This is a genomic window from Sulfuriferula sp. GW1 (assembly GCF_047300855.1).
GTDB lineage: Bacteria > Pseudomonadota > Gammaproteobacteria > Burkholderiales > Sulfuriferulaceae > Sulfuriferula.
The window spans coordinates 2,212,127-2,232,168 of record NZ_CP170197.1; the positions used below are offsets into that span (position 1 = coordinate 2,212,127).

General features: G+C 59.6%; 15 protein-coding genes. 12 read left to right on the forward strand and 3 right to left on the reverse strand.

Annotated features, from left to right (window positions below; genetic code table 11):
• Positions 1 to 7: 7 nt before the first annotated feature.
• The gene (locus ACFDAU_RS10810; protein WP_413436939.1) at positions 8 to 628 is read right to left on the reverse strand and encodes a histidine phosphatase family protein; all 621 of its coding nucleotides are present in this window, start codon (positions 626 to 628) and stop codon (positions 8 to 10) included.
• Positions 629 to 705: 77 nt separating this feature from the next.
• On the opposite strand from ACFDAU_RS10810, the gene ACFDAU_RS10815 reads away from it, so the two are divergent.
• The 8 genes from ACFDAU_RS10815 to ACFDAU_RS10850 all read left to right on the forward strand — a co-directional run bounded on the left by ACFDAU_RS10815 (position 706) and on the right by ACFDAU_RS10850 (position 12,664).
• On the forward strand, positions 706 to 1,083 hold the full coding sequence (locus ACFDAU_RS10815; protein WP_413439539.1) for a hypothetical protein: 378 nt from the start codon (positions 706 to 708) through the stop codon (positions 1,081 to 1,083).
• A 202-nt stretch (positions 1,084 to 1,285) separates the two neighbouring features.
• The gene (recJ, locus tag ACFDAU_RS10820) at positions 1,286 to 2,977 is read left to right on the forward strand and encodes a single-stranded-DNA-specific exonuclease RecJ (protein ID WP_413436940.1); all 1,692 of its coding nucleotides are present in this window, start codon (positions 1,286 to 1,288) and stop codon (positions 2,975 to 2,977) included.
• A gap of 54 nt (positions 2,978 to 3,031) precedes the next feature.
• Positions 3,032 to 4,249 carry an MgtC/SapB family protein gene (locus ACFDAU_RS10825; RefSeq protein ID WP_413439540.1) on the forward strand — a complete coding sequence of 406 codons (1,218 nt, stop codon included), beginning with the start codon at positions 3,032 to 3,034 and terminating at the stop codon, positions 4,247 to 4,249.
• A 14-nt stretch (positions 4,250 to 4,263) separates the two neighbouring features.
• A complete protein-coding gene (locus tag ACFDAU_RS10830) occupies positions 4,264 to 6,048 on the forward strand; it encodes an ABC transporter ATP-binding protein (RefSeq protein ID WP_413436941.1) in 1,785 nt (594 codons plus the stop codon).
• 181 nt (positions 6,049 to 6,229) lie between these two features.
• Positions 6,230 to 7,657 carry a sensor histidine kinase gene (locus tag ACFDAU_RS10835; RefSeq protein WP_413436942.1) on the forward strand — a complete coding sequence of 476 codons (1,428 nt, stop codon included), beginning with the start codon at positions 6,230 to 6,232 and terminating at the stop codon, positions 7,655 to 7,657.
• Positions 7,654 to 8,115, forward strand: coding sequence for a response regulator (locus ACFDAU_RS10840; RefSeq protein WP_413436943.1), 462 nt, complete (start codon positions 7,654 to 7,656; stop codon positions 8,113 to 8,115). The genes ACFDAU_RS10835 and ACFDAU_RS10840 overlap by 4 nt, the downstream gene beginning before the upstream one ends.
• A 7-nt stretch (positions 8,116 to 8,122) precedes the next feature.
• Positions 8,123 to 10,615, forward strand: a complete 2,493-nt coding sequence (locus ACFDAU_RS10845) for an EAL domain-containing protein (RefSeq protein WP_413436944.1) — start codon at positions 8,123 to 8,125, stop codon at positions 10,613 to 10,615.
• 156 nt (positions 10,616 to 10,771) lie between these two features.
• Positions 10,772 to 12,664: a potassium transporter Kup gene (locus tag ACFDAU_RS10850; protein WP_413436945.1), complete on the forward strand. Its 1,893-nt coding sequence runs from the start codon at positions 10,772 to 10,774 to the stop codon at positions 12,662 to 12,664.
• A gap of 868 nt (positions 12,665 to 13,532) precedes the next feature.
• Here ACFDAU_RS10850 and ACFDAU_RS10855 read toward each other — a convergent pair.
• Entirely contained in the window at positions 13,533 to 14,621 is a 1,089-nt protein-coding gene (locus tag ACFDAU_RS10855; RefSeq protein WP_413436704.1) for an IS110 family transposase, read from the reverse strand.
• A gap of 986 nt (positions 14,622 to 15,607) precedes the next feature.
• Here ACFDAU_RS10855 and ACFDAU_RS10860 point away from each other — a divergent pair.
• Positions 15,608 to 16,144 (forward strand): hypothetical protein, encoded by a 537-nt coding sequence (locus ACFDAU_RS10860; protein WP_413436946.1) that lies wholly within the window; start codon positions 15,608 to 15,610, stop codon positions 16,142 to 16,144.
• Here ACFDAU_RS10860 and ACFDAU_RS10865 read toward each other — a convergent pair.
• The gene (locus ACFDAU_RS10865) at positions 16,068 to 16,595 is read right to left on the reverse strand and encodes an archease (RefSeq protein WP_413436947.1); all 528 of its coding nucleotides are present in this window, start codon (positions 16,593 to 16,595) and stop codon (positions 16,068 to 16,070) included. The two genes, ACFDAU_RS10860 and ACFDAU_RS10865, sit on opposite strands and share 77 nt — an antisense overlap.
• Before the next feature lie 160 nt (positions 16,596 to 16,755).
• On the opposite strand from ACFDAU_RS10865, the gene ACFDAU_RS10870 reads away from it, so the two are divergent.
• The 3 genes from ACFDAU_RS10870 (at position 16,756) to ACFDAU_RS10880 (ending at position 19,928) form a co-directional block, all read left to right on the forward strand.
• Entirely contained in the window at positions 16,756 to 17,724 is a 969-nt protein-coding gene (locus tag ACFDAU_RS10870; protein ID WP_413436948.1) for an HlyD family secretion protein, read from the forward strand.
• Positions 17,721 to 18,635, forward strand: a complete 915-nt coding sequence (locus ACFDAU_RS10875; protein ID WP_413436949.1) for an ATP-binding cassette domain-containing protein — start codon at positions 17,721 to 17,723, stop codon at positions 18,633 to 18,635. Before ACFDAU_RS10870 ends, ACFDAU_RS10875 begins: the two co-directional genes overlap by 4 nt.
• 156 nt (positions 18,636 to 18,791) lie before the next feature.
• Positions 18,792 to 19,928, forward strand: a complete 1,137-nt coding sequence (locus ACFDAU_RS10880) for an ABC transporter permease (RefSeq protein WP_413436950.1) — start codon at positions 18,792 to 18,794, stop codon at positions 19,926 to 19,928.
• Positions 19,929 to 20,042 lie beyond the last annotated feature (114 nt).

Genomic DNA, 20,042 nt, shown 5'->3' on the forward strand with positions numbered 1-20,042 from the left:
GTGCGCTTCATCCAGATTGGGCATGCGACGCTAAAACACCATCATGGAATAGCAGCGTGGGCAGCCTTTTCCCGTGTCTTTCTTCCACCTCGATGCGAGACACTGCGGCACTCCCCACCTGGATACGGTAAGCATTGTGCGCAGGCATGCCCAGCGTCCCGGACAGCAACATGCGGATCACGCCAGCATGGCATACCACCAGCAGGTGCTCACCGGAATGCGCATCGAGCATGGCTTGCCAGCCAGCCATCACACGGGCATGAAAATCCGCCAGCAACTCCGCGCCTGCCGGACGCTGCGCTACCGGGTCGCACCGGAAGTCGAACAGCAGGTCGGGATGATGGGCGGTGAGTTGTGCAGAGGTCTGACCTTCCCAGACACCAAAGGTCACCTCCTTGAAACGTGCTTCCACGCTGACCGGGATACCGCGCTTTTCCGCCAGTGCCTCGGCAAACGCCTGACAGCGGCTGAGCGGTGAGGTGATGATGCGTTGCCATTGCGCATAATCCCCCACGGCTTTCCACATCTGCGCCCAGCCTTTTTCCGACAGCGGGTCGTCGGTCTGGCCGCGGTATTTGCGCCCGCCCACTGGCTCGCCGTGCCGGATCAAATCAATAGTAGTCAACATGACAGCTCCCAAAACAAAGCGCGATTATAACGGCTCAATCGCGTTAAAATGATGCAGACAATTCGGGGAGAATAATGATGCAACCATCCAGACAACGGCGCGTGTGGCCGTGGGTCGCAGGCTTGATCATCGTACCGCTGGCGCTGTTTGCCGCCTATACATGGGTGGTGCTCAACTGGTCGTATTCGTCCGGCGAACGTGCCGGTTATGTGCAGAAGTTTTCCAAAAAGGGATGGCTGTGCAAAACCTGGGAAGGTGAGCTGGCGATGGTCAACATGCCGGGAACGCTGAGCGAAAAATTCTATTTCACGGTGCCTGATGGTGCCGTGGCCGCCCAAATAAACAAGAGCCTGGGCAAGCGCGTAAGCCTGACTTATGACCAGCACATCGGTGTGCCGTCCACCTGCTTCGCCGATACCGAATATTTCGTAAAAGATGTTCGCATCGTCGAGTAAGCGTTAAGCAGATAACGGCTTTGGCCACGGAGTGCCACAAGTTTTAAGAGGAATTGTTTTTCTCCTGAAGCGTGAATCGTGAAAAGCCGCCTATATTTTTTACTCTGAGTCCTCGGTGTTCTCTGTGGCTTCAACTGCTTTTTCAGGTGCATTTTTTCTCCGGGTTAATCGCTTTTTCGAGGCTTATAGGTAAACTGCGGTCATGGTCAAAATTACCGCCCGCCCTTATCCCGAATCCGTCGCCCACTCACTCACTGCCTCCGGTCTGCACCCGGTGCTCGCGCGTATTTATGCGGCGCGCGGCATTGCCCAGCCAGCGCAACTGGAAACCCGGCTCGCCGGGCTGATACCTTTCGATTCACTAAAAAACATCCACGCCGCGGCACAGCGGCTGGCAGATGCCCTCGCCCGCCAGGAACGCATCCTGGTAGTGGCGGATTATGACGCCGACGGCGCCACGGCCTGCGCGGTGGCGCTGCGCGGCCTGGCGCTGCTGGGCGGCAGCGCGGATTATCTGGTGCCGAACCGGTTTGAGTACGGCTATGGCCTCACCCCGGAAATCGTGCGTCTGGCAGCTGAGCGCCGTCCTGACCTGATCGTCACCGTGGACAACGGCATCGCCAGCGTGGCCGGCGTGGCCGAGGCGAAACGGCTGGGCATCGAAGTGCTGGTCACCGATCACCACCTGCCCGGCGATGAATTGCCCGAAGCGCTGATCGTCAACCCCAACCAGCCGGGTTGCCCTTTCCCCAGCAAGAATCTGGCCGGGGTGGGGGTGATGTTTTACGTATTGCTGGCGCTGCGCGCCGAATTGCGCACGCGCGGCATTTTCAGCGCTGACACCGCACCCAATCTGGCGCAACTGCTCGATATCGTGGCACTGGGCACGGTAGCCGACGTGGTACGGCTGGACGCCAACAACCGCATCCTGGTCGAGCAGGGTTTGCGTCGCATGCGCGCCGGACGGGCGTGTGCAGGAATCCGCGCATTATTTCAGGCCGCCGCGCGTGACCCGGCGCGGGCATCGGCATTCGATCTCGGTTTCATGGTCGGGCCACGCCTGAATGCTGCCGGACGCCTGGAGGACATGTCGCTGGGCATCGCCTGCCTGCTCACCGATGACGACGCCGCGGCGCTCGCCATCGCCCGGCGCCTGCACGCACTCAACGCCGAGCGCCGCAGCATCGAGGCCGACATGCAGGAAACCGCGCTGGCCTCGCTCGACGCCATTGAAACCGCCGACAGCTACAGCCTGGCGCTGTTCGACCCGGAGTGGCATCAGGGTGTAATCGGCATTCTGGCATCGCGCCTCAAGGACAAATTCCACCGCCCTGCCGTGTGCTTCGCGCGCGGCAATGATGGCGAGATCAAAGGCTCCGGCCGCTCGATTGGCGCGCTGCATTTGCGCGATGCGCTGGACATCGTCTCCAAACGCGCGCCCGAGCTGATCCTCAAATTCGGCGGCCATGCCGCAGCGGCCGGGCTGTCCATCCGCGCAGCCGATTTCGAGCGATTTGCCGCACTGTTCGAACAAACTGTACAAGGATTGTTGTCGCCCGGCGACCTCGCCAAGGTGATCGAAACCGACGGCGAACTGCCACCGGAATCCTTGAATCTCGAGCTCGCACAGGCGCTGGATGGGCAGGTGTGGGGGCAAGGCTTTGCTGCGCCAAGCTTCAGCGGCGTGTTCCGCGTCGTGCAGCAGCGTGTGGTGGGTGATAAACACCTGAAACTGCGCCTGCAGATGGCAGGACAACAGTTCGAGAGCATCCTGTTTTTTCGCGACCAGCCGCTGCCGGAGCGCATTCATGCCGTGTACCGGCCAGAAATGAACGTCTACAATGGCTCGGCCAGCCTACAATTGAAGCTGGAGCACTGGGCCGAGGAGACCTGAATCAACACAGAATTCATTACCAGCGGCGGCCTGGAACACCTGCCCGCGTTCGCCATCAGCCTTGCCATCGGCATGCTGATCGGCCTGGAACGCGAGCGCACCCCCACCGCCAAGGCCGGGCTGCGCACCTTCACCCTGGTGGCGCTGTTCGGTACGCTGGCAGCTTTATTGTCGGAGCAAACCGGCACTGCCTGGGTGCTGGCCGGCGGCCTGCTGGTGGTGGGCGGCATGATGGTGGCAGCCTATGCGCGCGCGCCGGATCTGGGCGACGACCCCGGCACCACCACGGTGGCGGCCATCGTCCTGTGTTACGGACTGGGCGCGATGGTGTGGTACGGCTACCACCAGCTCGCGGTGATGCTCGCCATCGTCTCTACCGTGCTGCTCTACTTCAAGGCCGAACTGCACGGCATCACGCGCAGCCTGACACGGCGCGACCTGATTTCATTCCTGCAGTTCGCGGTACTGTCGCTGGTGATTCTGCCGCTGCTGCCGAACCAGGATTACGGCCCCTACCGTGCACTCAACCCGTATCAAATATGGTGGATGGTGGTGCTGATTTCCGGCGTCAGCCTGGCCGGCTACGCCGCGCTGCGCATCGCCGGACAGCGCCACGGCGCACCCCTGATGGGCCTGCTCGGCGGGCTGGTGTCGAGCACCGCCACCACGCTGGTGTTCTCCCGCCACGCGCGCGGCAATGCAGCGCTGATCCCGGTCGCCGTGGTGGTCATTCTGCTCGCCAATCTGATGGTGCTGATACGGCTGGGGGTGATCGCTGCGGTGGTGTCGCCACGGCTGCTACCCGCGCTGTTGCCGGTGCTGGGCGGTGGACTGATTGCGGGTCTGCTGGGCACGGCGCTGTTGTGGCGAGGCTTGCGCAGCGATGGCGAGCTGCCTGCTCTGGAACTCAACAACCCCACCGAAATACGCACCGCGCTGGGCTTCGGCCTGCTCTACGCGGCGGTACTGTTCGCCGCCGCCTGGCTTTCCGATTACGCCGGCAGCCAGGGCCTGTACGCCGTGGCGCTGGCGTCTGGCCTCACTGATGTGGATCCGATCACCCTGTCCAGCCTGCGCCTGTTCGGGCTGGGCAAGCTGGCGCAGAATCAGGTGGTGACGGCGGTGACGCTGGCCTTCATCGCCAATATGGCATTCAAATCCGGACTGATACTGTTCATCGGCGGCAAGCTGCTGGCGCGCAAAACTGCCGTGGGCATGCTTGCCATTCTGCTCGGCGTCGCGGCCGGGTGGCTGGTTTTGCAGACCGGATAAAACCGGGATCACACGTGACCGCTCCGCCAACCTATACCTGGTCTTACGTGCTCGGCATCGCCCGCGAGCACAAACGCGCGCTGCTGGTCGCCCATCTGGTCGCACTGTTTGCGGCTGCTGCCAGCGTGCCGATTCCGCTGTTGCTGCCGTTGCTGGTGGATCAGGTCTTGTTGCACAAGCCGGGCGCACTGACCCACTTCATCGACCAGCGCTTTCCCGCCGCCTGGCATGGGCCGCTGCTGTATATCGGCGCCGTGCTCGTCGCCACGCTGATGTTGCGGTTGAGCGCCATGCTGGCAGGCGTATGGCAGAGCCGCGAGTTCACCCTGATCGCCAAGGACGTGGCCTACCGCCTGCGCCGCCAGATGCTGGCACGGCTGTCGCGCATCGCCCTGTCCGAATACGAAACCCTGGGCAGCGGCACGGTGGCGTCGCATTTTGTCACCGACCTGAACGCCGTGGACGATTTCATCGGCGCCACCGTGGCCAAGTTCGTGGTGGCCGCGCTTTCGCTGCTCGGCATGACGGCGGTGCTGCTGTGGATGCACTGGCAGCTGGCACTGTTCATCCTGCTGCTCAATCCGCTGGTGATCTACTTCACCATGGTGCTGGGCAAGAAAGTGAAAGACCTCAAGCGTCGTGAGAACAGCGCCTTCGAGCTGTTCCAGCAATCCCTCACCGAAACCCTCGACGCGATCCAGCAGATCCGCGCCCTCAACCGCGAGCGCCACTATATTGCCAGGGTGGCCGAACGGGCGCGAGACATCCGCACTCACGCCGCCGCGTTCTCGTGGAAAAGCGATGCGGCGAGCCGGGCGTCGTTTCTGGTGTTCCTGTTCGGCTTCGATATCTTTCGCGGCGTAAGCATGCTGATGGTGGTTTACTCCAACCTGAGCATCGGCGAGATGATGGCGGTGTTCGGCTACCTGTGGTTCATGATGGGGCCGGTGCAGGACATCCTCGGCATCCAGTACGCCTGGTTCGGCGCCCGGGCGGCGCTGACGCGCATCAACCACCTGCTCGCGCTGAAGGACGAGCCGCAGTATCCGCACCTCGCCAACCCATTCGCCGGCCGGCACACGGTCGGCGTGGAAGTGCGCGACGTGCACTTTCGCTACGCCGAAAACCCGGTACTGAACGGCGTCAGCCTCACCATCCAGGCGGGCGAAAAAGTTGCGCTGGTGGGCGCTTCCGGCGGTGGCAAATCCACGCTGGTGCAGATCATCCTCGGCCTGTACCAGCCGCAGTCCGGCAGCGTGCTGTTCGATGGCGTGCCCACCACTGAAATCGGCCTCGACGTGGTGCGCGAGAATGTCGCCAGCGTGCTGCAACACCCGGCGCTGTTCAACGACAGCGTGCGCATGAATCTGACCCTGGGCCGCGATATGGATGAAATGGCACTGTGGCGCGCGCTGACCGTAGCGCAACTGGCCGACACCGTGCAAGCCATGCCCGGCGGGCTGGATACCCTCGTCGGTCGCCAGGGCGTGCGCCTGTCCGGCGGACAACGCCAGCGCCTGGCCATCGCACGCATGATCCTTGCCGACCCCAGGGTGGTGATCCTCGACGAAGCCACCTCCGCACTGGATGCCGCTACCGAAGCCCGGCTGCACGCGGCGCTGCATGATTTTCTGAAGGATCGCACCACTCTCATCATTGCCCATCGCCTGTCCGCGGTGAAGCAGGCCGACCGCGTTTACGTGTTCGACGGCGGCCAGATCATCGAGGAAGGTGCGCACGCCGAGCTAATACGCGGGGGCGGGCTCTACGCCAAACTCTACGGAACACTGCAGCACTGACGTCGGCGCTATCGCCGATAGCCGGAATGAAGTATATTTAAATTCAAAGCCTTGGAAAAACCCAGTGGGGTTATTTTCCGTATTTGTCATCCGGGGGAGAAATATGAGAGAAAAACCACACCACTATCCGCTTCCCCGCGTTGTCCTCTGAGTAGACGGCACGCCGAAGGAGCTTGACGCGATGATATCCAGACCGCTTCGCATCGCGCTGCTGTACTTGCTGCTTTCCGCCCTATGGATTTTTTTGTCGGATTACCTCCTGCAGCAACTGTTCGTCGACACCCGCCTCGTCGAGCAACTGGAACTCCTGGGCGGATTGTCTTTCGTTCTGATCACCGCTCTGGTGCTGTTCCTGCTGTTACGCCGCGAGCATGCTGCGGTCGAGCGTGCCAACAGCACCTTGCGCGAGCGCGAAAGAAATTTCCGCATGCTCACCGAAACCATCGCTACCGCCATCTTCCTTCACCGCGGCGGGCGCCTGTGTTTCGTCAACCCCAAGGCGATCGCCTACAGCGGTTATACGCGCGAAGAACTGCTGACCATGAATTTGTGGCAACTAGTGGCGCCCGAGTACGTGGAGATAGTCAAAGAGCGCTCTTTGGCACGCCAGCAAAGCACAAGCGGCGCTGCCTGCTACGAATTCAAAATTATCACCAAGCAGGGTGAGGAGCGCTGGCTGGAGGTCACTGCCGATTCCATTGAATTCGAAGGTGCGCCGGTTGGACTCGCTACCGCTTATGACATCACCGAGCGCAAACGGGCCGAGCAGGAGATCGGCACCCTCAACGGCGATCTGGAGCGTCGCGTCGCCGAACGAACCGCGGAACTTGAAAAAGCCAATGCCCAGTTGCAATATTCACAGGCAAGCATCCGCGAATTAAATGTGGCACTGCAGCACCGCGCGGAAGAATTGCAAGCCTCGGTGAGCGAGATGGAAGCATTCAGCTACTCGGTTTCGCATGACCTGCGTGCTCCGCTGCGCGCCATCCAGGGGTTCACTCAGGCGCTGCAGGAAGACTACGCAGCGCAGCTCGACCCGGCGGGTCAGGATTTCGCGCAGCGCATTGTCGCCGCGGCAGGCCGCATGGACATATTGATCCAGGATTTGCTGGCGTACAGCCAGTTGAGCCGCAGCGAACTCAGCCCGAAACCGGTCAGCTTGTCCAAAATCGTCGCCGAGGCCACATCCCAGCTGCAAGCCCAGATCACCGAACATCACGCCATCATTTCCGTCGTTGAGCCACTGCCGGACGTGCTTGGGCATCGCCCGACCCTGGTACAGGTGATCGCCAACCTGTTATCCAACGCCATCAAATTCGTCGCACCCGGGGTGACGCCTCAAATCCGGGTATGGGCCGAAGCGCAGGAAAACCGGGTGCGCCTGTGGGTGGAAGACAATGGCATCGGCATCCCCGCCGAACATGAGGAGCGAATTTTTCGCGTATTCGAGCGTTTGCACGGCATCGAGTCTTACCCGGGCACCGGCATCGGGCTCGCCATCGTGAAGAAGGGGATGGAGCGCATGGGCGGCCGCGTGGGCGTGACAGCGCAAAATGGCCAAGGCAGCCGGTTCTGGATAGAGTTGCCGATACAGGAGAGAAAACGATGAATATAACCCTGCCAACGCTGTTGCTGGTGGAAGACGACTCCAATGACATCATGCTGTTCCGGCGCGCCAAGGACAAGACGAATCTGGTCAATCCGTTACAGGTGGTGGAAGACGGCGAAGCGGCAGTCGCTTACCTGTCCGGCCAGGGCCAGTACGCCGACCGCAATCGCTACCCGTTGCCCGCGCTGGTGCTGCTGGACCTGAAGCTGCCGCGCAAATCCGGTCTTGAAGTGCTGGCGTGGCTGCGCGAGCAACCCGGCTTGCGCCGCCTGCCGGTAGTGGTGTTGACCTCCTCCAAGGAAAGTACGGATGTGGGGCTTGCCTATGATCTCGGCGCCAATTCCTACCTGGTCAAGCCGGTGGCATTCGACAGCCTGCTGGAAATGATCAAGGCGCTCGGACTGTACTGGTTCATTCTCAATGAAAAACCGGATATCAACCCGTCCATCGGGGAATGATATGGATATGAAAAAATCCCATCCTTTACCCCTGACATGCCTGCTGGTCGATGACAACCCGGATGATCGCGCACTGGCCACGCGTGCTTTGCAACTTGAATTTCCCGGCATTCAGGTCGAATTCGTCACGGACATGGGCGGATTCATGCGGCGCATTAAAGCCGGCAATCTCGAGCTGGTGATTACCGATTATCACTTGCGCTGGACCGACGGATTAAACATTCTGCGCCTGATCAAGGCAGCCTTGCCGCAATGTCCAGTGGTCATGTTCACCGGCACCGGCAGTGAAGAAGTCGCCGTGGAAGCGATGCAGGCGGGCCTGGATGACTATGTGCTCAAAACTCCCCGGCACTATGCCCTGCTTCCCACCCGTGTACGTTCGATATTGGATCGAGCCGAGCAGCGACAGCTTCTGCATAAAGCGGAAAACGCGTTGCGCGAAAGCGAATCGCGCCTGCGTGCCATCATCGACACCGAGCCTGAATGCGTCAAAATCATAGGCCCGGATCACCGTTTGCAATTCATGAATGCATCGGGACTGGCGATGATCGAAGCGGATTCCAGCGAACAAGTGCTCGGAAAAAAACTGGAGACCCTGCTTTTGCCCGAGTACCGTCAAGCTTTCAAGGATTTGACCGGCAACGTACTGGCGGGTAATAAAGGTTCACTGGAATTCGAGATCATCGGTCTCCAAGGCCATCGCCGCTGGCTGGAAACCCACGCAGTCCCGCTGGTCAGCGAAATCGATGGCAGCACATCGCTGCTGTCCATCACGCGGGATATTACCGAACGCAAGCTGGCCGAGAGCGGCCGTGCGCAACTGGCGGCCATCATCAATTCCGCCATCGATTTTATTGGAGTTTGCGGCCAGGATGGAACGGTTAGCTTTGTGAACCAGGCCGGGCGCAATATGCTCGGCATCGCCCTGGACGAAGACCTCTCCACCACCCATATGCAGGCCTATCTGCCGGTGTGGGCGGAGGAAAGAGTGATCGGCCATGGCATCCCGACTGCCATACGCGAAGGCATGTGGCGTGGCGAAAGCGCGCTGCTCTGTCGCAATGGACAGGAAATTCCCGTCTCTGTAGTCATTGTCGCGCACAAACTCCCCGATGGCAGCGTGGATTTTTTCTCCACCATCATGCGTGACATTTCGGAGCGCAAGCTCCATGAGGCACAGTTGCTGCACCTCGCAACGCACGACAGCCTGACCGGGCTGCCCAACCGCGCCCTCTACACCGACCGCCTGGAAGTGGCGATCCTCGAAGCCCAGCGCCGCGAGCGGTTGGTGGCTGCGATGTATCTCAACCTCGACCGCTTCAAAACCATCAATGAGACCCTCAGCCATGAGGTAGGCAATACCCTGCTGCAGGAGGTCGCCAAACGCCTGCAGGAAAATGTACGCGACGATGACACCTTGGCCCGCCCTGGTGGCGACGAGTTCGCCCTTATCTTCACTGACCTCGCGCAACTCGACGACGTAAACGATTGTACGCAAAAAGTCCTGCACAGCTTCAAGGCGCCCTTCCACATCAAGGAGCATGAATTATTCCTTACCGCCAGCATCGGCATTGCCGTCTATCCGCATGACGACCTCACCCCGGGCGGCCTGCTGAAAAATGCCGCGATCGCATTGAACCGCAGCAAGGACATGGGTGGCGACGCTTACCAGTTTTACACCGCGGAGATGAACGCCAAGGCGCTGCAACACCTGATACTGGACAACGCGTTGCACCACGCGCTGGAGCGTGGGGAATTGCAACTGTACTATCAGCCGCAACTGGATCTCGTCACCGGCCAGGTATGCGGGATGGAGGCGTTGCTACGCTGGCAACATCCGGAACTGGGCATGATTTCTCCGGCCGAGTTTATTCCGCTGGCCGAGAAAACCGGCCTGATCGTTCCCATCGGCGAATGGGTGTTGCGCACCGCCTGCACCCAGAACCACGCCTGGCAGATGGCGGGCCGGCCTGCCCTGCCTATCGCGGTCAATCTGTCCGGACGGCAATTCGCTCAGCACAATCTGGCGCAAACCATTACCCGGATCCTGGCGCAAACCGGTCTGGCCCCTGACTTGCTGGAACTGGAAATCACCGAAAGCACGCTGATTCAGGACATCCAGACGTCCATTAACATGCTGCATGAATTAAACGCTCTGGGCATTGCCATTTCCATCGACGACTTCGGTACCGGCTATTCCTCTTTAAGCTATCTGAAACGCTTTCCGATTAGCGCCATCAAGATCGACCAGTCGTTCGTGCGCGACATACACACCGACCCGAACGACGCGGCAATCGTCAGTGCCATTATCGCCATGGCGCGCAGTCTCGGCATGAAAACCATCGCCGAGGGCGTGGAAACCAACGAACAGATGGTATTCCTGCGGTCGCGCCAGTGCGATCTGATGCAGGGCTATTATTTCAGCCGGCCGGTCCCCGCTGAAGTGATCACCCAGATGCTGAACGAAGACTGGTGTTTGAGTTTTGTGGTAAATTCCTGAGTCCGTGGCTATACCCGACCTGTGTCGCGCTGCAGGCAACAGTTAACCTAACTGGCCGGCTACCTGTCATTCCGTCTTTGGCGTTGCATGTGTATATTGCACCCGCTGAAAAAACCAGATAATCACACTCAACGTAAAATCCAGATTGCGAGAATCATGCAGCAGCCCAACGTCTCAGACCCTTTGAAAAAGCAGGGGCTGACCGCGCTTTCCATCGGCGCGATCGGCGTCGTTTATGGCGATATCGGCACCAGCCCCCTGTATGCATTGCAACAGGTTTTCAATGGGCCGCACGGCGTCATCCCCAGCCACAACAATGTGCTTGGAATTCTCTCCCTGGTTTTCTGGGCATTACTGATCGTGGTCTCGCTCAAGTATGTCGTCTTCATCATGCGTGCAGACAACAAGGGCGAAGGCGGCATCATGGCGCTTATCGCCCTGATGCAGCGGGTTACTTCGAAGGATTCCCGCATGCGCTGGCTGCTCGTGGTTTTAGGCCTGTTTGGGGCGGCCCTGTTTTATGGCGATGGCATCATCACCCCGGCGATCTCGGTACTCTCCGCCGTCGAAGGACTGGAAATCGCCACCCCCGCGTTCAAGCCGTATGTCATTCCCATTTCGCTTGCTGTGCTGATCGGACTGTTCCTGATTCAACGCAAGGGAACAGCCAGCGTCGGCGCGCTGTTCGGCCCGATCATGATGATCTGGTTCGCCACTCTGGGCGGACTCGGGCTGATCAAAATCATCCAGTTTCCCGATGTGCTACAGGCTGTCAACCCGATGTATGCCGTGCACTTTTTCATTGAAAACCGATGGCAGGGATTCCTGGCGCTGGGTGCCGTGGTGCTCGCGCTGACGGGTGCCGAGGCCCTGTATGCCGACATGGGGCATTTCGGCAAACACCCCATTCGCGCAGCCTGGTTCGGATTTGTTCTGCCTGCACTGCTGCTCAATTATTTTGGCCAGGGCGCATTGATGATCCATGATGCCGGCGCCGCGGCAAACCCGTTCTACAAAATGGTACCGGAATGGGGGCTGTTACCCATGGTCGCCCTCGCCACCGTGGCCACGGTCATTGCCTCGCAGGCGGTGATCAGCGGGGCTTTTTCCATCACCCGCCAGGCCATCCAGCTGGGCTACCTGCCGCGCATGGAAATCCTGCACACCTCGGCCAAGGAGATCGGCCAAACCTACATTCCATTCATGAACTGGGCCATGCTGGCAGGCATCATCGCCCTGGTTCTCGGTTTCCAGACATCCGGCAAACTGGCTGCCGCCTACGGTATCGCCGTCACCGGCACCATGGCAATGACTACCATTCTTGCCTTTGTTGTGGTGCGCGGTCTGTGGCGATGGAGCTGGCCTGCCACCCTGATTGGCATGACCTTTTTCCTGTCGGTCGACCTGGCGTTTTTCAGCGCCAATGCCATGAAGATTGTCCATGGCGGCTGGTTCCCGCTGGCTGTCGGCATCGTCCTGTTCACGTTGATGACGACCTGGAAAAGAGGGCGCGAAATCCTGTTCGAACGCCTGCATATCAATGCGATTGCGCTTGAACCTTTCCTCGCTGGCATCGCTGCTCATCCGCCGCTACGTGTCCCCGGGACGGCGGTATTCCTGACCGCCACCCCGGAAGGCGTGCCTCACGCCCTGCTGCATAACCTTGCCCACAACAAAGTGCTGCATGAAAAAGTGGTGCTGCTTACCGTCCGGACCAAAGATGTGCCATGGGTGCCCGCCAGCGAACGCGTTGAAATTTCCCCACTGGGAAATGAGTTTTACCGGATCAAGATCAATTATGGATTCAAGGATGATCCCGACATTCCGCAAGCACTCGCCCTGTGCAAGATAGGTGGACTCGAGTTCAACATGCTGGAAACTTCTTTCTTCCTTAGCCGTGAAACCCTCATCGCAACCAAGGTGCCGGGCATGGCCCTGTGGCGCGAGAAATTGTTCGTCAACATGGCCCGCAATGGCAGCAGCGCAACTGCCTTTTTTAATATCCCCACTAACCGGGTGATTGAACTGGGCGCCCAGATCGAACTTTAGTGCGGCCAGGCAGCAGGTAAAAGTCAAACCGGTCACCTCCCCGGTTCTTGCCTTTTGCCTTTTGCCTTTTGCCTTTTGCCTTTTGCCTTTTGCCTTTTGCCTTTTGCCTTTTGCCTTTTGCCTTTTGCCTTTTGCCTTTTGCTTACCTCTTCCAGCACCAACATCCCCGCAACAAAAGGCAACACGAACAGCCACACCTCGCAACTAGATTACACTGACGTTATCTGTCTGTATTATTAACGCATATGCGGACTAGAAGCCTAGGTGAACCAACTATGAATCAATTGGTTACTGCGAATCAACGTGTTCTGCGAATATCAATATACAGAACGGCGGGTCTGGTTAATTACTGTAGGTCGCAAGAAGAGGACGTCGCGTAATGGTGGAGCTTCTAGCATTTGGTGCCGCAACACTCTTCGCAGCGTGGGTGCTTTTCTTTGGGGGTGCAGAGCGGCTCGAAGGAACAATCACATCGGCTTTCTTAATTGAAGCGCCTGCACCTTTCTGGCATGCCGCGGGTCTCAAGATATATACAGCCATTTCATGGGTGGGGGTGTTAATTTGGTTTTGGGTTCTATGAGCAGCCATGCCGTGCAACCTAACCCGGCGTATATGGACTCCCCCCAAAAGCAAGAAACCTGATCGATAGTTGTGGCTGTTCGGAATTGCGTGCAGTCGTATATCCGGCATCTTGTGTGGGTTCTGTGTGACCCGTGCCGACATGGAATCTGCTCACGGCGCGCCAATCGCTGCAAGCGGCAGCTTGGGTGCCGGCAGGGTTACCGGCGTCAGTCCGTGATGAGGCAATCGTTTGAGCCATGATGGGCGATCAGTCTCTTCGCAAACGCAGGGTGAGTGTCCTGCTGCCTTAAACCGCCACGGCATACGCCGTACGGTTCATCTTCTTGTTCTCCTCTCGAACACTGAGCTTGCCGTAGGGTTCATGATCCCGCAGTACGGCATAACAGATACGCGCGAGCTTGTTGGCCAGGGCACAGGCGGCCTTGTTGTGGTTGGTTCGTCCCTGTACCTTGAGTGCCCAGTCTTTCAGGCCGTCGATCTGCCGACTGGCCAGCCTGGCCACCGTCGCCGCTCTAAGCACCGCGCGCGCCCCGTGGGTGAGCAGCATCCTGAGATAGCGGTCGCCACGCTTGGAGATGCGCCCCAGACGTCGGGTGGAACCTGAACTGTATTCCCTGGGCGTGAGCCCGAACCAGCTGGCAAAGTGGCGGGCGTCGCGGTAGTGATTCACCTCGCCGCCGGTGGCGGCGACCATCGCGGTAGCGGTCAGCAGCCCGATGCCGGGCACGGTCAGCAATTGCTGGCAGGCCGGACTCTGTTTGGCCAGTTCAGCCAGTTCCTTCTCCAGTTGCGCGATGCGGGCTTCGAGCAGACGGATCTCTTCGATGAGCAGTTTCATCGTTCCGCGGATCAGGCCGGGAATGGCCGAGGCCGGATCGGCCAGCAGCCGAGCCATCGCTTCCACCCCGGTACGCGAACCCTGCGGAATGGCCAGGCCGAATTCCCGGCAGAAGCCGCGCAGGGCATTGATGCGGGAAGTGCGGGTGCTCATCCACAGCGAGCGGGTGCGATGCAGGCCCTGCAAGGCCTGTTGCTCGACCGATTTGACCCGCACCGGCGCAATGTCGGCGGCGCGGGCGGCTTCGAGCAGGGCCGCTGCATCGGCGGCATCGGTCTTGTTGCGCTTGACGTAGGCGCGCACGTAGCTGGCGGGCAGGAGTTTGACCTCAATACCCAGGCCGGAAAGAGCGCGGGCCCAGTGATGGGCGGAGCCGCAGGCTTCCATCACTACGAGAGATACATCGCGGTTTAAGAACCAGCGTTCGAACTGGCTGCGGGTGAGGCGGTGGGTTTCGATCACTTTCCACTGTGAATCAGCCACGGCCAGTTGAAACACACTCTTTGCCAGGTCAACGGCAACGGTAGTAGCATTCATGTCGGACTCCTTTCGTTGATGACTGACCCCCATGCCCATGAAGACCAGTAATGCCTACTATGGCAATAAAAAGCGGAGAGAGTCCATCCCATCACTCAACTCGGACGCTGCGCATGAAGCAGCGCAGCGCCGGTTAGCTCTACGTTGGGCCCCATGATCCAATGATCTCCGATACCTCAAGCCCTACCGAATACGAGTATGAACCGTTCGAGAACATTTTCTTGCACAGGCGAGAGCAGATTCTTCAACTCGTTTGGGTTACGGGCTCAGCGCTTCGATCAATGAATGGCGCTGCTAGGCTTACTGAGGTACTGCGCAAACCAGTAGACGTCGTAAAGGAAGTTCAGGAGGTCGAAGACTTAGCCGCAAAAGAAGTCGCCGCAGACTTGCCTCTCTTACATAGTGCAGCTTCGGTTCTGATCTGGGGCGCATTGGAAGCAGCGTTCCGTGATTTTCTTGTTCGCTGGTTGGTTGCCTATCCGTCAGCCCGTCTCGTCCCAGAGTTCAACAACGTTCGCGTCCGAATCACAGAGTACGAGAGTTTTAACGGTGAAGACAGAATGCGTTACCTAGTAGGCATCCTAGAGCGTGAACTTGCTGCGGCTTTGAAACCTGGGGCAGGACGGTTTGAGTGTCTATTAAAGCCTTTTGGGATTCACCCGAATGTCACGCCCGAACAACGCCGAAACCTTAGCGAGTTAGCTGCGGTACGGAATGTCATCGTTCACCGTGCGGGAGTAGCGGACACGCGTCTACTTGAACTTTGCCCATGGCTTCCTCAGAAACTTGGAGACCCTATCGTGGTAGGGCGCGAAGCTTTCCTTCGGTACGTTGAAGCCACAAGTTCATATGCTGCATCGATAATAGTGTCCGCAAGGTTATCCTCGCAGGCATTCAAGTCTAATGAGAGCGTGGCCCAACCCATCAATCCACAGGGCGCTGCGCAATGAAGCCGCGCAGCGCCGGTGATTTCAAACGTAGCCAACATGACAGACCGTTTCGAACTCTCCAAGCTCGATGCCGCGCGCAGACAACTGACAGTGGCGATTCGACTGTTATTTGATGGTGTTGACCCTGTTGCAGTTCATACGCTTGTGGGCGCCGCTTCAATCATTATTTCCGATTTGGTGGATCAACTGCATCCAGATAAGTCTTGGGACAAATTTGCCCAAGACGCGAACGGGATCTCCGCGCCAGAGTATTTCAACGTGATGCGCAAACCTCAGAACTTCCTCAAGCATGCTCGCACCGACGCGTCTGAGACTTTCCAGTTTGATCCGATTGAAACTGAATCAGTGGTATTTTGGACGGTTATGAACTCCGGCAATTTCGGCCCCCTGTCGGTTGAAGAGTCCGTCTTCCAACTTTGGTTTCTCGCCTGCCACGCTCCAACCCTGGAGCGCTCAATTGAACCGTATCAAGTCGCCGTTGAGTTGTTTGGCGACATCAGGGGCTTGCCGCGCGCGGCTCGACTTGCTGAGGGCAAGCGGGTATTGGCCGAGGCGCTTGCCAATGTTGGCTAACCCGGCAGTCGAGCGGCCTGCTCGAAAAGACGCGCAGGCCGCTCACTTCTATGTTGAGTGTCAGTGTTCTAAAAAAAAATTGACTGTCCGCTAGTTTCAAAATAACCAATGCGCCCTTCACCTCCACGCCGCGTTCCAGATCGGACCGCCACGGCTCGCCCCAGGCTGTGCCATGCCAGTTGTCGCCGTCCCGCTGCAGCTGAAAATGCCCGAATATCAAGCCCTGGGCACGCGCTTCCGCCAACAGGCGGTTGAGCCAGATCACCAGCGCCAGCTCCAGGTCGGCTTCCTCGAAATCGAATGCCACCTGCACGCTGCGCTGCACTGCCGCAAGATCGGTCATCACCGCGAACATGGCCGCGGCGGCGCGCTCGAACGCCTGCCCCACGCTGCTGCCGCAGCCGATAACGCCGATGTCGGCATCGTGCTCGAAGTAATCCACGCCTTCCATGGCTTTAGAGGTGCCTTGTAATCATGCCCCGTCACTGTTACCTGACCAGTATAGGTCGCGTCGGCTTCATCCGCCCCGACTTTGACACTTACCGCGCGCGGGGCTGACGCGTTTAGAATGTTATGCTTCATCCTGCACCTGTCCACCATGCTGCCGACCCATGAATATTCTGTTTAACCGTTATTACAGCTTAGTGCCGCACCTGTTGGCGGGATGTCTCCTGGCGGGATGCCAGCCCGCTCCACCGCAACACTTCCAGGGCTACGCGGAAGGCGAGCCGGTGCGGGTGGCTGCGCAGCAGTCGGGGGTGTTGACTTCGCTCGCGGTGCGGCGCGGCGACACGGTGCAGACGGGTACCGCCTTGTTCAGTCTGGAACAGGCGCAGGAAGCCGCCGCAGTGGCACAGTCACAAGCACTGCTGGCACAGGCGCAGGCGCAAGCGGCCAACCTGGGTACAGGCAAGCGAGCGCCGGAGATCGCAGTGATCGATGCCCAGATTGCGGATGCGCGGGCACGCGCCCAACTGTCCCGGGATCAGTTGGCGCGCCAGCAGGCATTGCGGGCGAAAGGCTTTATCAGCGTCGAGGCACTGGACCAGGCACGCACCCAGCTCGCCCGCGACCAGGCGCACCTCGCCGAAACCGAAGCACAGCGCACCAGCGCCCGGCTGCCGGGACGCGCGGATGAGCGTTCTGCCGCTGCCGCTCAAGTCAATGCTGCCCAGGCGCAGCTGGCGCAAAGCCAGGTTCGGCTGGCGCAGAAATCCCAGACCGCGCCGGTGAGCGGTCCGGTGGAGGACAGTTTTTACCGTGTAGGGGAATGGGTGGCCGCCGGCCAGCCGGTGCTGTCCATCCTGCCGCCGCAGAATATCAAGGTGCGTTTCTTCGTGCCGGAAACGCAGCTGGCCGCCCTGCATGCCGGAGCAAGCGTGCACATCAGTTGCGATGGCTGCGGCGCACCGATCGCGGCCACCGTGCGCTTCATCGCCCAGCAAGCCGAATACACGCCGCCAGTGCTGTATAGCGAAAACAACCGCCACCGTCTGGTCTACATGGTGGAAGCCTGGCCCGCGCCGAAGGATGCGACGCGGCTGCACCCCGGCCAGCCGGTGAGCGTGACGCTGCAATGAGCGAGGCGCTGCTCATCGACGTCCACGAACTGAGCAAATCCTTCAACGGCAAGCGCGCCGTCAACGGCCTGTCGCTACAGGTGCGCGGCGGCGAAATATTCGGCTTTCTCGGACCCAACGGCAGCGGCAAGACCACCTCGATCCGCATGCTGTGCGGGCTGCTCACGCCGGATTCCGGCAGCGGCACCTGCCTGGATTTCGACGTGCTCACGCAGAGCCGCGAAATCAAGAAACAGGTGGGCTACATGACCCAGCGGTTCAGCTTTTACGATGATTTATCCATCCGCGAAAATCTGGACTTTGTGGCACGCATGTATGGCATGGACAACCGCCGCAGCGTGGTAGAGCAGTCGATGATCGATCTCGGTCTGGCCGACCGGCGCGAACAACTGGCGGGCACTCTCTCCGGCGGCTGGAAACAGCGCCTGGCCTTGGCTGCCTGCATGCTGCACCAGCCACGCCTGCTGCTGCTGGATGAACCCACCGCCGGTGTCGACCCCAAGGCGCGGCGCGATTTCTGGGATGAAATTCACCGCCTGGCCGGACAAGGCATCAGCGTGCTGGTGTCCACTCACTACATGGACGAGGCAGCACGCTGCCACCGCCTGGGCTACATCGCCTATGGCGACCTGCTCGCATCGGGCACACCGGACGAACTGCTGGCTGCCAGCAAACTGGTCAGTTTCAACGTACAAGGCAACGACCTGGCACTGGGAGAACGGCTCAAAGCTCTGCCCGGCATCGAGCAGGTCGTTGCCATGGGGCATGTTTACAGCGTCAGCGGCACAGACGGAGAACGCATCAGACAGAGCCTGTCCGGGATTGAGGGCTTGCGCTTCGAGCCAGTGGAAACGGGACTGGAGCAGGTCTTCATCCAACTCATGGATCGCACCCCGGAGAAAATCGGATGAAGCTTGAAATTGCTTTGGCCACAGAGAACACAGAGCACACGGAGAACAGCCAAGGCGGTCGGGCCGGATATGCTTGTATGCCCAGAACAAGATCGTTGCCAATCTCGCTCTCGCCTTCTCTGTGGCCTCTGTGGCCATTGAATTGCGATTGTTAACATGAAGCTGCCGCTCTCCCTGCACCGCCTGTGGGCCATCGTGGCGAAGGAATTCATCCAGCTGCGACGCGACCGTATCACCTTTGCCATGATGGTGAGCATTCCCGTGATGCAGCTGGTGCTGTTCGGCTTTGCCATCAATACCGACCCCAAGCACTTGCCTACCGTGGTGCTGGACGCCGACCAGAGTGCATATTCGCGCAGCTTCACGGCGGGTCTGGAAAACAGCGGCTACTTCGATATACGGCCTTACACAGGGGGTGTCGCACAGGCGGAACAAGGCATGGCGGTGGGCACGATCCAGTTCATTGTTTCCATCCCCGCCGATTTCTCGCGCCGCCTGGTCCGCGGCGAGAAACCCGCGGTACTGGTGGAAGCGGACGCTTCCGACCCGGCCGCGACCGGCAACGCGCTGGCGGCGTTGGCCAGCCTCAACCAGACCGTGCTGTCCCATGACCTGACCGGCCCGCTCGCCCGCTTGAACGGTACGCCACCGCCGTTCGAAATCCGCGTGCAGCGCAACTACAACCCGGAGGGCATCACCCAGTACAACATCGTGCCGGGACTGATGGGAACCATCCTCACCATGACCATGATCATGATGACCGGCATGGCAGTGACCCGCGAACTGGAACGCGGCACCCTGGAAAATCTGCTGGCCATGCCGGTGCACCCGCTGGAAGTGATGATCGGCAAGATCATCCCCTACATCATGGTGGGCTACATCCAGGTGGTGGTCATCCTTACCGCCGCGTACTTCCTGTTTCACGTCCCCATCGCCGGGAGCCTGCCGCTGTTGCTGGCCTGCGTGCTGATTTTTCTGGCTGCCAATCTCGCCGTCGGCATGATGTTTTCCACCATTGCCAAAAGCCAGCTGCAGGCCATGCAGATGACGTTTTTCTTTTTCCTGCCATCCATGCTACTGTCCGGCTTCATGTTCCCGTTTCGCGGCATGCCGGAGTGGGCACAGGTCATCGGCTCCGCGCTGCCGCTCACCCACTTCCTGCACATCGTGCGCGGCATCATGCTGAAAGGCAACGGCTGGACCGAAACCTGGCCGAGTGTGTGGCCACTGTTGGTGTTCATGGCGGTGGTACTGGCGATCGGCTTGAAACGCTACCGGCGCACGCTGGATTAAGCAGGTATCGATCATGCATGATCGACCGTCCACTCCGGAGCGCAAGCTGTCCATCACAACCAGCTCTCGGGGTATCACTTTCAACCAAAACGGGCGGGCGATACTTGGTTATGA

What these genes read in the sequence shown, in the direction of transcription:
- ACFDAU_RS10835 (WP_413436942.1), top strand. Translation starts at nt 6,230, where the DNA reads ATGATATCCAGACCGCTTCGCATCGCGCTGCTGTACTTGCTGCTTTCC.
- ACFDAU_RS10815 (WP_413439539.1), top strand. Translation starts at nt 706, where the DNA reads ATGCAACCATCCAGACAACGGCGCGTGTGGCCGTGGGTCGCAGGCTTG.
- ACFDAU_RS10875 (WP_413436949.1), top strand. Translation starts at nt 17,721, where the DNA reads ATGAGCGAGGCGCTGCTCATCGACGTCCACGAACTGAGCAAATCCTTC.
- ACFDAU_RS10870 (WP_413436948.1), top strand. Translation starts at nt 16,756, where the DNA reads ATGAATATTCTGTTTAACCGTTATTACAGCTTAGTGCCGCACCTGTTG.
- ACFDAU_RS10855 (WP_413436704.1), bottom strand. Translation starts at nt 14,621, where the DNA reads ATGAATGCTACTACCGTTGCCGTTGACCTGGCAAAGAGTGTGTTTCAA.
- ACFDAU_RS10860 (WP_413436946.1), top strand. Translation starts at nt 15,608, where the DNA reads ATGACAGACCGTTTCGAACTCTCCAAGCTCGATGCCGCGCGCAGACAA.
- ACFDAU_RS10865 (WP_413436947.1), bottom strand. Translation starts at nt 16,595, where the DNA reads ATGGAAGGCGTGGATTACTTCGAGCACGATGCCGACATCGGCGTTATC.
- ACFDAU_RS10840 (WP_413436943.1), top strand. Translation starts at nt 7,654, where the DNA reads ATGAATATAACCCTGCCAACGCTGTTGCTGGTGGAAGACGACTCCAAT.
- recJ (WP_413436940.1), top strand. Translation starts at nt 1,286, where the DNA reads ATGGTCAAAATTACCGCCCGCCCTTATCCCGAATCCGTCGCCCACTCA.
- ACFDAU_RS10810 (WP_413436939.1), bottom strand. Translation starts at nt 628, where the DNA reads ATGTTGACTACTATTGATTTGATCCGGCACGGCGAGCCAGTGGGCGGG.
- ACFDAU_RS10880 (WP_413436950.1), top strand. Translation starts at nt 18,792, where the DNA reads ATGAAGCTGCCGCTCTCCCTGCACCGCCTGTGGGCCATCGTGGCGAAG.
- ACFDAU_RS10845 (WP_413436944.1), top strand. Translation starts at nt 8,123, where the DNA reads ATGAAAAAATCCCATCCTTTACCCCTGACATGCCTGCTGGTCGATGAC.
- ACFDAU_RS10850 (WP_413436945.1), top strand. Translation starts at nt 10,772, where the DNA reads ATGCAGCAGCCCAACGTCTCAGACCCTTTGAAAAAGCAGGGGCTGACC.